Genomic DNA, 13279 nt, shown 5'->3' on the forward strand with positions numbered 1-13279 from the left:
CATGCGTGTTAAATTGATTTTAAGCTACGATGGAAGTCATTTTTATGGCTTCCAACGCCAAAATAATGAAAATGAGCACTTTCAAACCGTTACAGGGATACTTGAAAAAAGTTTAAAAGCATTGGGGATTCACACACCTATCGTTGGAAGTGGAAGAACGGATAGAGGAGTTCATGCCCTTAGGCAAGTTGTACATCTTGACCTTCCCCTTTTTTGGGAAAAAGAGTACGAAAAGCTACGCTCATTACTCAATCGTAGCCTAATGCCACACCTGTACATCCAACAGATACACCCTACCCTTCCCAACTTTCATGCACGTTTTAGCGCTCAAAAAAGGCTCTATCGCTACTTTCTTTACGATGGAGTGTATCAGCCTTTTTATGCACACTACGCTTTACATGTAAACGCCTTAGACGTACAACGCTTACATCATGTTGCACAATCTTTTCAAGGTGCTCATAATTTTGAATTTTTTAAAAAACAAGGGGGAGGACTAACACGCGATGAGCGTATCCTTTATAAAGTAGGAGCCTATCGTTATAAACATTTGATTGTTATCTACTTTTTGGGAGATGCTTTTTTACGCTCACAAATTCGCATGATGTGTGATGCGCTTCTTAAAGTTTGCTACGATGAAATAAGAGAAGAAGAGCTGATAGCCCAATTACGAAGAGAAAAAAAAGTTTCCACAACACTTCTTCCACCCAGTGGACTCTATCTTTCACGTATTTTTTACGAGACATAAGATACGCAAATATCACTATTTCAATAGAGTTTTTGCAGAACTCTTAATACGCCTTTAAAGCAAAGCTCAAAACGCAGTTTCTGTGAAAAGGCTACGTTAACACTGCGTTTTCTTCAGCAGAAAGCCCTCGCACCCTTGCTACTTTTTCTTCTTGCAAAATGAGTTTTGCGAGAAGTCTAATGAGCCATTTTTTGTTTTAATGCCATAATACGCTTATAAGAAAGTTCAATGCGTTGGGGACGAATTTCTCCTTTGCGCACACCCTCCATAATAATTCGCTGTACCGTAAAAGGAATACTCGCATCATCCCCAAAATAGTTTGGAAAGACAAACACATCGACACCCGCATGAAGCGAACGAAGAATACGCTGTTTAAAATCGACTTTGCTTGAAAGCGAATTTGTCCGTAAATGATTTGCAAAAACGACACCCTCAAAGTGCATTTTCTGGCGCAAGAGTGTCTCAATCACTTTGGAAGAAAAAAGCATAGGATTTTTTTCATCCAAATCTTCACACATAGCATGAGAGATCAAAACTGCGTCCATCTTACCAAAAGCAATCAAATCATAATAAGGCTTTAACTGTTCAAAACGCCATGAAGTGAGTGTAGCTTCGGTTGAAAAGTTATTCCATATATTTTCACCTGCACTGGGAAAATATTTCACAACAGGAAGCACACCTTTTTGTGTAAGCGCCGTACTAAAGAGCATGGCATAGGTGGTAATGACTTCTTCAAGTGCTGAATAACGCTGTTCGCTTTTTACATCACTTTGCAAATCCAACGTAGGTGCAAAATTCAGATTGATTCCTGCGTCTGCTAACTCTTGAGCACTTTTTATATAACGGGCTTCTGCCTCTAAGATATCACTCTTTTCCACCATTTCACGAGGAGAAAGTAAAGGAGTAAATCCTTCTAAAGAAGTACTGCCGTCAAACTCCACCGCCACCATAAGAGGCGTTTTGGAAGTTTGTTTTTTTAGATAAGCCGTTAATTTTCTGACTTGTTCAGGGGTATGAATATTTTTTTGTGAAAGAAAAATCCCACCAATTTTTTCACGTTTAATATCTTTTGCAACCTGCTCAACCCACTTATCGCCCTCTTTTTCCCCATCAAAACCAATAACAATCATCTGAGAAACCATTGTTTCTAATGAAGGTGTCTTAGCATACACCGAAACGATTAAAAGCAAAAAGGCTAAAAATAGTCGCATCATTATGAATCCGCAAGAAGGTCTTTGACGCTTTCTTTAGGGTTTTTACCTTTTAAAATCAGCGCAATTTCATGAGCGATGGGAGTATAGATTCCATGTTTTGACGAAAGTTCAAAAATAGCCTCTGAGGTAAAAACACCCTCAGCCACTTCACCTAATGCTTCAAGAATAGCATCCAATTTTTTCCCTTCTGCTAAAAAGAATCCAACACGGTAATTACGAGACAGTGTGCTCGATGCTGTTAAAAAAAGGTCACCTGCGCCACTTAAACCCAAAAAAGTCTCGTCCGTTGCACCAAAATATTTTCCAAAACGATGCATTTCAACAAGACCTCGTGCAATCAAACTAGCCCTCGCGTTATTGCCAAGCTTTAATCCATCACAAATGCCACTAGCGATTGCCAAAACATTTTTATAAGCACCGCATACTTCCGCACCAATAACATCGTTTGAAGTGTAGGTTTTCATAAAAGAGGGAAAAAACGAAGCAAACTCTTTTGCAAGTCCTTCATTGCTTGAATTAATTACCACTGCCGTTGGTAATCCTTGCATCACCTCTGAAGCAAAAGAAGGACCGGAGAGAAAACTAAGATTTTCCTCAGGGATATACGCAGCAAAAATTTCATTTAAAAAAGCTCCACTGCCTTTTTCTATGCCTTTGGCAGCCACAAGGATTTTTTGTCCTAAAAACTGAAAATGCTCATCCAACCATGTACGAACAACTTGAGCAGGAAGAGCAAAAACAAGGTATTCACACGCCAATGCCTCTTCAAGACTAACAAAATTTTCAAGAGATTTTCTTTGACGAGATGTAATCTTACATGTAACGTTTTTAGAGAGTGCAAACTGTAACGCTTGCCCCCATTTTCCTGCTCCAATAACAGCGATACTCACGCACGTCTCTCTTTATCAAACATCAAGTTTTGATTTTAAGAGCTCATTGACTTTTGCAGGATTAGCCGTTCCCTTACTCTCTTTCATGGTTTGCCCAACAAAGAAACCAAACAGTTTCTCTTTGCCCGCTCTATACTCCGCAACTTTATCCATATTAGATGCGATAATCGTATCAATAATCGCTAAAATAGCCCCATCATCGCTGACTTGTTTGAGTCCTAATGTTTCTATCGTATCATCAACACTGGCTTCATGTTCCATCAAATAATCCAACACCTCTTTAGCAGCTTTTCCACTAATGGTTCCATCTTCAATGCGTTTAACAATCATGGCTAATTTAACCGCATCCACAGGGGAGGTCATTAGCGTTATACCGTTATTCAGACGGGCGAGAAGCTCAACTGTAAGCCACGTTACAGCGTTTTTGGCTCCAGCACCCTCTTTGATCATCGTCTCATAAAAATGTGCCATCTCAACGCTAGAGGTAATAACATTGGCATCATACTCTTTAATGCCATACTCTTTTAAGAAACGATCACGTTTTTGGTCAGGAAGTTCAGGAATTTGAATACATTCAGCCATCATCTCATCAGGAATCAATACCGGCAATAAATCAGGATCTGGAAAATAGCGATACTCCGCACTATCTTCTTTCCCTCTCATACTTCTCGTTTCATTTTTTTCAGTATCGTACAATCTGGTTTCTTGAACCACTTCCTTCTCATAAACACCATCTTCCCATGCTTCAATTTGACGCTCTACTTCGTAATCAATCGCTTTTTGGATAAATTTAAAGGAGTTTAGGTTTTTAATCTCTGCTCTGGTATAAAGCTTTGTATCGCCTTTGGGGCGAATAGAGACATTGGCATCACAACGGAAGCTTCCCTCTTGCATATTGGCATCGCTGATATCCAAATAACGCAAAATAGCATGGAGTTTTTTAAGATACAACACAGCCTCTTCACTGCTTCGCATATCAGGCTCACTCACAATTTCAAGAAGCGGGGTTCCTGCACGGTTTAAATCCACATGCGAAAGAGCGCCATGGTGAATATTTTTACCCGCATCTTCTTCAAGGTGAGCACGTGTAACACCAATACGTTTTGTCCTACCATCTTCAAAATCAATCACAATTTCTCCATTCTCAACAATAGGAATTTCAAATTGGCTAATCTGATACCCTTTGGGAAGGTCAGGATAGAAGTAGTTTTTACGATTAAAAATAGATTTTTGATTGACAGTCGCATGAATGGCTGTTCCTAAAGCAATCGCTTTTTTAACAGCCTCCTTATTTAAAACGGGAAGTGCACCCGGTAGACCTAAACATACTTCACAAACATTGGTATTTGGTTCATCTCCAAAACTGGTTGGACAACTGCAAAAAATCTTGGTTTTAGTATTTAATTGAGCATGAACTTCAAGTCCAATCACAACTTCAAATTGCATAAATAGCCTTTGGAATTAATCTATAAAAAAGCGAATTGAGGCAAAACCATACACACCAATCGCTTCACACGCCTTCACGTGTTCTTCATTGATGATGCCACCAAGCGCAAAACATTTGGGTTTGATTTTATCATTTATTTCTTTTAACTTCTCTAAACCAACGGGTTTTCCCTTATTGGGCGTTGCAAAAATCGGACTAAAGGTAATGGCGTCTGCGCCATATTTTTCTGCCATACAAGCTTCATCAAAAGTGTGCGTACTTACGATCACCTCCAGCCCTAATGCTTTAGCTTTTTCAATCTGATCAAAGGAGTGAGAAGGTAAATGAACACCAGCACATCCTAGGGAGTGGGCAAGAGCAAAATCGGTATGAAGGAAGAGCTTCGTATTTTCATCTTGAATATCACTTTTTGCTAAGGTTTTGGCAAGAGTTTTATAAGAAACGTTCTCTTTATCCCTTAAACAAACATAATCAGGTTGATGTTTTGCCTTTACATGTAAAAGTTTTTGAAGGAATTGTGTCGCATCAGAGGTATAAAAAGAGGGATCAGTAATCAGATAACGTTTTATCATGATGAACCAATTTTTCTAACAGTTGCGTTTGTTTTTTAACCTCTTCTGCTTTGTCAATTTGGAGTTGCGCTATTTCAAACATAACAAAGAAAAAAGAGCCCAGAAGAAAGAAAAAAAATCCTACGGCAAGAGAAAAGAGAAATCCAAAAGGAAGTAAAATAAGAAAGAGATAAGAGCCCCCAGCTATTGCAAAAGCTAATGAAGCGCCTTGCAATAAACTGAGGAACTTTTCAAAACGTGTTTTATCTGTTTTTAACACGTTGGCTCTTTAGAGGATTAATGTTCTTCGCCAATAAGCACAGCACCTGCAAGATAAACATATGTCAAAATCATAAAAATAAAGGTTTGTAACAAACCTGAAAATGTTAAAAGAACATATGCAGGAAGCGGCGCAATCCAAGGTGCAAGCATCAGTACAACAGCTAAGAAAAGGTCATCTCCTTTGATATTACCAAAAAGTCGGAATGACAAAGAAACCAAACGTGAAAAATGTGAAACAATCTCAATAGGGAACATTAAAGGGGCTAAAAGCTTAACAGGTCCCATAAAGTGTCCAAAATAGTGAATTACCCCATTCACACGAATACCTTCAAAATGGTAATAGACAAAAACAATAAACGCAAGGGTTAACGTCATATTTAGGTTACTAGTAGGTGCTTCAAAACCTGGAATAATCCCAATAAAGTTTGAAAGAAAAACCATAAATCCCAATGTTGCGACCAATGGTAAATACTTACGCGCCAACTCTTCACCTAAAACACCTTTGCCCATATTAAGGACTGCTTCCAAATAAGCTTCCATAATGTTTTGAATACCGCTTGGTACTAATTGCATTTTGGATGTTGCCAGTTTTGCTAAGCCAAGACTAATCAATGCAACCAAAACAACATGGGAGACAAAAATAAAGTCATGAGAATGGTTAATAAGCCCTAAAAATGTAAAAATTTCACCCATTACACTTTTCCTTCAGTTAATAATTTTGCGAGATTGTATCTATAAATCATTTAATAGTTCATTAAGACTTCGTTTTTTTACGAAGTTCACTGACTTGAATTCCACCAATTCCCCAATTATCCATATCCACTTCATCAATAGTCACAACCGTTGTTGCTGGATTTTTTCCCAATACATCCACTAAGAGCTGTGTCACTCCCAAAATAAGCTTCTCTTTCTGCTCTTTTGTGGCACCCTCTTTGGTGATTTTAATGTTCACATACGGCATGACGAGACTCCTTTGCTAAAATTTCATTGGTTCGATCAAGTGCACTATCAATATGATCTGTAATATTGTCTTGACCTATTTGAATATCTAGCCCAATACGTTTAATTTTGCCTTTAATACGTTCATTCACACCTGAGAGCACCAAAACCGTCCCATTCCCTTTACACAAGTCTAAAAACTCTTCTAACGCATGCAATCCCGTAGCATCAATCATAGGCACATGTCGCATACGTAAAATAAAAATTTTAGGACTCTCTTCAATTTCATTTAAAATATTTTTGAGTCGGTCTGCAATCCCAAAGAAAAAAGGACCATTGATTTCATATACTTCCACACCTAAAGGAACACTTTTTTTAGAAATAGCATGGATATCTTCCATCTCATAAGGTTCGTCTTCTTCATCAAAAGACATACACACTTGCTCTTTTTTATCCTCAATATCTGTCACATCAATCATACGTTTAATAAACAAAATACCTGCAAGCATAATGCCCGTTTGTACCCCTGTATTTAAATCAATTAAGACCGTTAAAAAGAAAGTAATTAAAAGAACAATGACATCATTACGTTCCGATTTAAGAGCAATCGCCTTAAAATGGTGGAACTCACTCATATTCCATGCAACAACCACTAAAATAGCAGCAAGAGCCGCAAGAGGAATCAATAAAATTAACTGAGCAAACAAAAACATAAAGACAAGCAACATCACCGCATGAATCATTCCCGAAATAGGACTGTAGGCACCTGATTTTATATTGGTTGCGGTACGAGCAATCGCACCTGTTGCGGCAATACCTCCAAATAAAACGGAACCAATATTGGCAAGACCTTGAGCCATCAATTCTTTGTTAGAGTGATGACGATCTCCTGTCATTCCATCTGCAACCACACACGAAAGCAAAGACTCAATCGCACCTAAAAGCGCTATTGTAATCGCATCAGGAAATACTAAACGAATTTTTTCAAAAGAAAAAGTTGGAATGTGAGGATATGGAAGGGTTGAAGGCAAATGTCCAAATTTTGAGCCAATGGTTTCCACAGGCATATTAAAGAAAAAAACAACCGCAGAAGAGAGCACAATCACAACAATCGGCGCTGGAATTTTAGGAAAAATATGACGCAATTTAATCAGTAAAATCATACTCACCAAACCAATCGCTAACGCATAATAATTGATATGCATAAACTGCGTCGAATACAGTTGCCACTGATCAACAAATGCCGCAGGCATGGAAGCAATAGGTAATCCAAAAAAATCTTTCATTTGAGATGAAAAAATAATAAGAGCAATACCCGATGTAAACCCAACAGTGACAGGATAAGGAATAAACTTAATAATGTTACCTAATTTAAATAAACCCATTAAAAAAAGTATAGCCCCTGCAATAAACGTCGCAATCGCTAACCCATCATAACCATGTTTTAAAATAACACCATAGAGTACCACAACAAAAGCCCCCGTAGGACCTCCAATCTGATACCTACTTCCTCCTAGCAAGGAAATAATAAAACCTGCAACAATCGCTGTAAAAAGACCTTTTTCAGGACCAACACCACTGGCAATCGCAAATGCCATAGCTAAAGGTAGAGCGATAATTGCAACCGTGATACCTGCTACGATATCCGAAGAAAAATGACGAGCAGAATATCCTTCTTTTAAAATTAAAAAGCTCCTTGGGAGCCAATATTTCACATTCATCGTGAAGCCTTAAGATAGAATTTTTTCTTGACCTAAGCGATAGAGAGCAAAATCGTATTTGATTGGATCACTTGGATCAATTTTTTTCAGTGCACTGCTTAATTCTAAAACCGCTTTAAAATCATAGGTTTTTCGCTGAATCAATCCTAACTTTTTTCCTAACGTAAAGGTATGCGTATCCAGAGGCATTAAAAGATCTTTGGTATCAACCCCTTTCCATAGTCCAAGATCAAGATTATCTTTTCGTACCATCCACCTTAAATACATATGCCATCGTTTGTAAGGAGAAGTAGGCTGTGCAGAGGGAATTGTACCTAATAAAAACTGATATCCACGTGAACGATAGGGATTGACATCATACAATATTTCAATAAGAGCACCTAGCCCATCCATAACATTGTGATGTTTTTGATACGCAGGTAAAAAAAACTTTTCCAACGATAAAGAGCTCTTTTTAATACGATTAAGGGTAATAAATAACGCTTGAATATCCTCTGGTGTTTGAAACCGATAGCGATACGATTGCAAGGCTTGAGAAATCATAGATTCCTCCACATCCAATAAATTAAAATCCAAGCGTTGTAAAAATGCTACAATCGCTTTAGCATTCCCATATGAAAACAATGCGCAAATAAGGGCAGAAAACTCATCTGCATACAAGGATGCTATCATTAAAGGATCAGGATGATCTTGATTGATATCTAAAGTGTTATTGCGTTTAGTCGCTTCTTTCTTTAAATACTCAACTAACGTATCATATGTCATTTAAGACATCTTTTTCATTACTTTTAGATTGTAGATAGTCTGAAAGATTAATCAGTGAAAATGTAACCAAAAAAATGAATAAACCAGGAAAAAAACTCAGCCACCACGCAATGTCAATCACCTCTTTACCTTCACTTAAAATGACACCCCAACTCATATCAGGCGGCGTGATACCAATACCTAAAAAGCTCAGTCCACTCTCTGCTAAAATCGCTCCACTTAAGCCAAAGGTAAAATTGATAAAAAAAAGTGGTGCTAAAAGTGGTGCAAAATATTTCACGATAATTTTAAAAGAACCCACATGACTTAGTTTTAAAATTTTAATAAAAGGCGCATTGGTAATGGCAAAACTCTCACTTCGAATCAGCCGAGCCATCCCCATCCAACCTGTAATGGAAATAATAAAAATAAGTACCCATACGGAAGCATTCATATAACTAATCAACGCTAACAAAAGAAAAAAGGTAGGAAACGTTAAAAAAAGATCAATCCCAATAATAATCGCCCTATCCACTTTTTTTTGAAAAAACCCTGCACTAATTCCAATTATAAGCCCTAAAAAACTTGCAAAACAAGCACTTAAAAGACCTATAATTAAAGAGGTTTGACCTCCTAGCATTAAGCGTGCACATACATCTCGACCCAAACGGTCTGTACCAAAAGGATACTCCATGCTAGGCGCAACTAAAATTGCAGAGGGATTTAGAGCATACGCAGAGGAGGTATAAAGAAAAGGACCTATCCAAACAAAAAGAACAATAAGCACCAAAAAAGTGGTGCTTATCCAAGGAAATCGTTTCACTAAGATTTTATACCTAAAAGGGTTTCTAACATCTGATCAATGGTTGTAATAATTTTAGCGGCCGCACTGTAAGAACTTTGATACTGAATCAAATTGGCTAACTCTTCGTCTTTATTAACACCACTAACGGATTGATACTGCGTATAAACACTACTATAAAGAGCATCATTGGTATCATAATTACTATTTGCTGTTGAAGCGTCTGAACCAATTTTTGTGGTTAAGGAACTGTAAAATCCCTCAATCGTATCTTGAACACTGCTCCCTGTTTTAGAGTAAAAACCAAGGGTGCTATATTGCATTTGAACCATGGCATTGGCTACTTTGTTATTGCCATCGACAGGAGCACTGTATCCTTGCATTAAAGAAGGATCTTTTTTATACTGTGTTGCCACACTGATATCTGAAGCATTGGTTCCTGTAAGAAATTGACTGACACCAATCACTCCTGGAAAATTGGTTCCCTTATCTTCAAAAGCAATGGTATACCCCGTATTATACCCTTTAGGTGTCAAAGAAAACGTCCCATCATCTAAGAATGTCGCCGTAAAATAATCATCCAAATCATTTAAACCGTTGTTGTCACCGTTATCATCACTATTGGTATTAATTTGAGTCAAAATACTTTCAGAGAAAGTATCATCTCCCATGGTTGTTGCGCTATTGATAGAGACTGATTTGCGCGCAACCTCTTCCCCTTCGCTATTATAGACAATCAAATCAAATGTACCATTTTGAATGTTATTGTACGCATTTTGTAAAGCAGTATTCGCTTTCAAATCCAACACAGGACTTTGCATACCCTCTTGCGCACTTTGTGCGTAAATATTATTGGTTTCAGTAATTAATGTTTGCGCAAAAGTATCAAGATTGTCAATATAACCTTGAATAGTACCATCTAGCGGATAACCATCATTTTGGGAAGCATCAACAATTCTTCCTCTTAAATCCAGCGTAGCACCGACTTTTCCACCACTGAGTAGTTCTGTTAAATCATAGCGTGTACCATCTTGTGATTCTGAATAAACAGAATAAAAATTACTCGTGTTTGATGTATTATCAATGACAATAGGATGAAAAGTAGAACCATCCACAAAAGAAGATCCCGCAATATTAATATAATAATCTGTCCCTGAATCCGTCATATTCGCATCAACAGTCGTATCACTGTTCACCTTACCTTTAGAGACCGTTACGCCTACAAGATTGGAAAGTGTTAGTTCAAGTTCATCTCTTTGATCACGTAAATCATTGGCATAATTGCCCTCCTCTGATTCAATCAAATTGATTTGCTTATTTAAATCCGCCATTTGTTGACCAATACTATTAATCTCATCCACAGACGTTTTGAGTTGCTCATTGAGTGTATCTTGAAGAGAACGCAGTGACTCTTTACTCGATTGAATATTAGAAGTCAGCGTTGAGGCTAATTGAACCAAAGCAATTTTTTGAGAACCCTCACTCGCATTGGTTGATAAATCATTCCATGCCGCAAAATAATCAGCAACATTTTGTGAAATACCCGAATCATCTAAATCAGGAAATTTTTGTGCGACCTCTTCTAAGACTTGTTTGGAGTAACTATCATACGCAAGGCTGGTTGATGAAGTACGTAATTTTGAAAATACAAATTCATCATGAATACGAACAATAGAGGTTATGCTTACCCCCGTACCAATGCTAACACCTTTGGTATTTAAAGCATCACTGGCACTTAGCGTAACACGCTGACGGGTGTAGTAAGGATTATCGACATTAGCGATATTTTGACTGGTTGTCGCCACAGCCACTTGTGCGGCATTAAGTGCTGAAGTACCTGTATTGAGTGTACTAAAGATACCCATTTTACGCCTCGACAGTCAATAAGGAAGCAGGTTTATGGTTGGCAACCTTATACCCTTCCAAATCACGTGGGAAGATACTATCCAATAAAACATTGTAAAACTGGCTGATGGTAACGACATATTTCGCATACTGTTTATTGCACACTTTAAGTTCAAAAAGTCTTTGTTTCATAAGGGCTAAAAGCTCTTGTTGCTCTTTATTTAATAACTCTTCTAAAGATTTTTTACCACTTTCTCGAAGCATTTTCATAAGTTCATTATCGAGGAGTGATTTTTTATTTTCAAATGAGTGAATCAGTTCTTCCTTAATCTTCGCTCTTTCAAAGACTTCACTGTGTTTTGCAACTTTTATATCTGCAATATCCTTGTGTGTCTGCTCAATAAGATTATCTATGTCTTGTATTGCATTGCGTAAATAGTGCGCTAACATCATCGATCCTTTTTTTACATGTAAGGATTAAAGCAACTCCTCCGCCACAGCCTTAGCTGTTTTTGCGAGATTGACTTCATAGCTTCCATTTTCAATCTGCGCTTTAATAGCAGAGAGTTTATCTACTCCCTCACTCTTTTCTGTTTGATTAACATTTTTTGAGGACTCTTCTTTAAGAGCGCTCGGCTTAACATACGCCACATTAGACGCTTGAACTTGTGAAATCATTTTAAACCCTTTTGGTTGATAATCTTTACAACCATATCGTCCAAAACAATAAAACTTTAACGCCCCTCTTTGAGATAGTCAAATAACATCTGACTTAAACCTAAACCACCACTTAACGCACTACTCATGGTATCGTTATACATAGATTTATAAATTTTATCACCCGCATCTTTCTCAAAAAGTCCATTTTCTTCTTCACTGTTCATCGCAATATCGAGCACTTGTTTCAGAAAAAAGGCTTCAAACTTATCGGTTTGTTCTTTAAGCAGCGCATCTGTTGGCGTTGATAAAGTAGATGTCGTAGAAGAGTTATACTGCGCATTCATTAATGCGATGCTATTATCAACCTGCATTAGATAATCTCCAGTGGCGCCGTAATAGCACCTGAACGTTTAATATTCTCCAAAATAGAGATAATATCTTTAGGACGTGCTCCCAATTTACTCAGCGCTCGTGCAATATTAGCAACAGTCATGCTCTCTTCTTTGATTTTAATGCGATTCTCATTGCCCACAATTTGTACATTATCGCCGATGTCCACACTATTGTCATTTGGTACGATTTCACTAGCCTCAATCTTAATGGTAATATCGCCATGAGTAACAACCACAGGGGCTACTTTAATATTGACCCCAGAAACAATCGTACCCGTACGCTCATCAATCACAATTTTCTCTTCTCTTTCATACTCCACGTCCATATCCAAAGCTTGTGCTAGAAACTCAACTGTCGATAAATGAGAAGGTTTCATCATACGAATCGTTCGTGAATCAGTCGCTACGGCAATTTTCTTTCCAAAAGCACCATTGAGTCTGTTTTGAACAGAAACCGCGGTGTTAAAATTTGCCTCTTTTAAAGAGAGATTAACAAACTCCTGTCCATGCAAATCATACTCAATCTCCCTCTCTACAACCGCTCCACTAAAAATATTTGCAGCAGCAGGATGGTTAAGTTGTCCTTTTTCTTTGCCATTCATACCACCAATGGTTAAAGAACCTTGCGCAAGAGAGTAAATTTTTCCATCCACACCTTTTAAAGGGGTTAAAAGGAGAGTTCCTCCTTGAAGCGATTTTGCGTCACCAATGGAAGAAACTGTGACATCTATCTTGTCGCCTTGTCTCGCAAATGCAGGGAGTTTACCTGTTACAACAACAGCGGCAATATTTTTGGATTTGATATCATCAGGGTCAATTTTTACATTCACCGTTTGGAGAAGGTTAGAGAGCGAACGAAGGGTAAATTCAGAAGAAGAGCCATCACCCGTACCGTTAAGCCCTACTACTAATCCATACCCTATAAGTTGGTTATCTCGCACGCCAATGACATTAGCGATATCACCCAAACGCTGTGCGTAAAGTGTTCCTAAGGCAAACGTTGAGATTAGAAAGAGTTTTACCAGTTTCATTCATTCCCTTTATATG

General features: G+C 37.9%; 16 protein-coding genes. 1 reads left to right on the forward strand and 15 read right to left on the reverse strand.

Annotated features, from left to right (window positions below):
- Window position 1 precedes the first annotated feature (1 nt).
- On the forward strand, window positions 2-745 hold the full coding sequence (gene truA / locus SDEL_RS05740) for a tRNA pseudouridine(38-40) synthase TruA (RefSeq protein WP_012856909.1): 744 nt from the start codon (window positions 2-4) through the stop codon (window positions 743-745).
- A gap of 176 nt (window positions 746-921) precedes the next feature.
- On the opposite strand, the gene SDEL_RS05745 is transcribed toward truA, so the two are convergent.
- The 15 genes from SDEL_RS05745 to SDEL_RS05815 all read right to left on the reverse strand — a co-directional run bounded on the left by SDEL_RS05745 (window position 922) and on the right by SDEL_RS05815 (window position 13263).
- Window positions 922-1959: a glycoside hydrolase family 3 N-terminal domain-containing protein gene (locus SDEL_RS05745; RefSeq protein ID WP_012856910.1), complete on the reverse strand. Its 1038-nt coding sequence runs from the start codon at window positions 1957-1959 to the stop codon at window positions 922-924.
- Window positions 1959-2849, reverse strand: a complete 891-nt coding sequence (locus tag SDEL_RS05750) for an NAD(P)H-dependent glycerol-3-phosphate dehydrogenase (protein ID WP_012856911.1) — start codon at window positions 2847-2849, stop codon at window positions 1959-1961. The genes SDEL_RS05745 and SDEL_RS05750 overlap by 1 nt, the downstream gene beginning before the upstream one ends.
- A gap of 15 nt (window positions 2850-2864) precedes the next feature.
- Complete coding sequence (gene gatB, locus SDEL_RS05755) at window positions 2865-4295, reverse strand: Asp-tRNA(Asn)/Glu-tRNA(Gln) amidotransferase subunit GatB (RefSeq protein ID WP_012856912.1); 1431 nt, start codon at window positions 4293-4295, stop codon at window positions 2865-2867.
- 15 nt (window positions 4296-4310) lie between these two features.
- Window positions 4311-4868 (reverse strand): thiamine phosphate synthase, encoded by a 558-nt coding sequence (locus SDEL_RS05760; RefSeq protein ID WP_012856913.1) that lies wholly within the window; start codon window positions 4866-4868, stop codon window positions 4311-4313.
- Window positions 4843-5127 (reverse strand): hypothetical protein, encoded by a 285-nt coding sequence (locus SDEL_RS05765; protein ID WP_012856914.1) that lies wholly within the window; start codon window positions 5125-5127, stop codon window positions 4843-4845. The genes SDEL_RS05760 and SDEL_RS05765 overlap by 26 nt, the downstream gene beginning before the upstream one ends.
- 17 nt (window positions 5128-5144) lie before the next feature.
- Complete coding sequence (locus SDEL_RS05770; protein ID WP_012856915.1) at window positions 5145-5822, reverse strand: F0F1 ATP synthase subunit A; 678 nt, start codon at window positions 5820-5822, stop codon at window positions 5145-5147.
- A gap of 61 nt (window positions 5823-5883) precedes the next feature.
- Entirely contained in the window at window positions 5884-6090 is a 207-nt protein-coding gene (locus SDEL_RS05775) for a 2-hydroxymuconate tautomerase family protein (RefSeq protein ID WP_012856916.1), read from the reverse strand.
- A complete protein-coding gene (locus SDEL_RS05780; RefSeq protein WP_012856917.1) occupies window positions 6071-7789 on the reverse strand; it encodes a SulP family inorganic anion transporter in 1719 nt (572 codons plus the stop codon). The genes SDEL_RS05775 and SDEL_RS05780 overlap by 20 nt, the downstream gene beginning before the upstream one ends.
- 9 nt (window positions 7790-7798) lie before the next feature.
- Window positions 7799-8554, reverse strand: coding sequence for a TIGR02757 family protein (locus tag SDEL_RS05785; protein WP_012856918.1), 756 nt, complete (start codon window positions 8552-8554; stop codon window positions 7799-7801).
- A complete protein-coding gene (locus tag SDEL_RS05790) occupies window positions 8544-9356 on the reverse strand; it encodes an ABC transporter permease (RefSeq protein WP_012856919.1) in 813 nt (270 codons plus the stop codon). Before SDEL_RS05790 ends, SDEL_RS05785 begins: the two co-directional genes overlap by 11 nt.
- Window positions 9356-11200 carry a flagellar hook-associated protein FlgK gene (gene flgK, locus SDEL_RS05795; RefSeq protein ID WP_012856920.1) on the reverse strand — a complete coding sequence of 615 codons (1845 nt, stop codon included), beginning with the start codon at window positions 11198-11200 and terminating at the stop codon, window positions 9356-9358. Before flgK ends, SDEL_RS05790 begins: the two co-directional genes overlap by 1 nt.
- Before the next feature lies 1 nt (window position 11201).
- Window positions 11202-11630, reverse strand: coding sequence for a nucleoside/nucleotide kinase family protein (locus tag SDEL_RS05800; protein ID WP_012856921.1), 429 nt, complete (start codon window positions 11628-11630; stop codon window positions 11202-11204).
- Window positions 11631-11657: 27 nt separating this feature from the next.
- Window positions 11658-11858 (reverse strand): flagellar biosynthesis anti-sigma factor FlgM, encoded by a 201-nt coding sequence (locus SDEL_RS05805; RefSeq protein WP_012856922.1) that lies wholly within the window; start codon window positions 11856-11858, stop codon window positions 11658-11660.
- Between the two features lie 56 nt (window positions 11859-11914).
- Window positions 11915-12211 carry a rod-binding protein gene (locus SDEL_RS05810; protein ID WP_012856923.1) on the reverse strand — a complete coding sequence of 99 codons (297 nt, stop codon included), beginning with the start codon at window positions 12209-12211 and terminating at the stop codon, window positions 11915-11917.
- Window positions 12211-13263 (reverse strand): flagellar basal body P-ring protein FlgI, encoded by a 1053-nt coding sequence (locus tag SDEL_RS05815; protein ID WP_012856924.1) that lies wholly within the window; start codon window positions 13261-13263, stop codon window positions 12211-12213. Before SDEL_RS05815 ends, SDEL_RS05810 begins: the two co-directional genes overlap by 1 nt.
- Window positions 13264-13279 lie beyond the last annotated feature (16 nt).

It is taken from the genome of Sulfurospirillum deleyianum DSM 6946 (assembly GCF_000024885.1).
Taxonomy (GTDB): domain Bacteria; phylum Campylobacterota; class Campylobacteria; order Campylobacterales; family Sulfurospirillaceae; genus Sulfurospirillum; species Sulfurospirillum deleyianum.

Excerpts from the sequence above, each read along its gene's own strand:
- SDEL_RS05815 (WP_012856924.1), bottom strand. The coding sequence starts at position 13,263 with ATGAAACTGGTAAAACTCTTTCTAATCTCAACGTTTGCCTTAGGAACA.
- truA (WP_012856909.1), top strand. The coding sequence starts at position 2 with ATGCGTGTTAAATTGATTTTAAGCTACGATGGAAGTCATTTTTATGGC.
- gatB (WP_012856912.1), bottom strand. The coding sequence starts at position 4,295 with ATGCAATTTGAAGTTGTGATTGGACTTGAAGTTCATGCTCAATTAAAT.
- SDEL_RS05775 (WP_012856916.1), bottom strand. The coding sequence starts at position 6,090 with ATGCCGTATGTGAACATTAAAATCACCAAAGAGGGTGCCACAAAAGAG.
- flgK (WP_012856920.1), bottom strand. The coding sequence starts at position 11,200 with ATGGGTATCTTTAGTACACTCAATACAGGTACTTCAGCACTTAATGCC.
- SDEL_RS05745 (WP_012856910.1), bottom strand. The coding sequence starts at position 1,959 with ATGATGCGACTATTTTTAGCCTTTTTGCTTTTAATCGTTTCGGTGTAT.
- SDEL_RS05760 (WP_012856913.1), bottom strand. The coding sequence starts at position 4,868 with ATGATAAAACGTTATCTGATTACTGATCCCTCTTTTTATACCTCTGAT.
- SDEL_RS05785 (WP_012856918.1), bottom strand. The coding sequence starts at position 8,554 with ATGACATATGATACGTTAGTTGAGTATTTAAAGAAAGAAGCGACTAAA.
- SDEL_RS05805 (WP_012856922.1), bottom strand. The coding sequence starts at position 11,858 with ATGATTTCACAAGTTCAAGCGTCTAATGTGGCGTATGTTAAGCCGAGC.
- SDEL_RS05780 (WP_012856917.1), bottom strand. The coding sequence starts at position 7,789 with ATGAATGTGAAATATTGGCTCCCAAGGAGCTTTTTAATTTTAAAAGAA.
- SDEL_RS05770 (WP_012856915.1), bottom strand. The coding sequence starts at position 5,822 with ATGGGTGAAATTTTTACATTTTTAGGGCTTATTAACCATTCTCATGAC.
- SDEL_RS05800 (WP_012856921.1), bottom strand. The coding sequence starts at position 11,630 with ATGTTAGCGCACTATTTACGCAATGCAATACAAGACATAGATAATCTT.
- SDEL_RS05810 (WP_012856923.1), bottom strand. The coding sequence starts at position 12,211 with ATGCAGGTTGATAATAGCATCGCATTAATGAATGCGCAGTATAACTCT.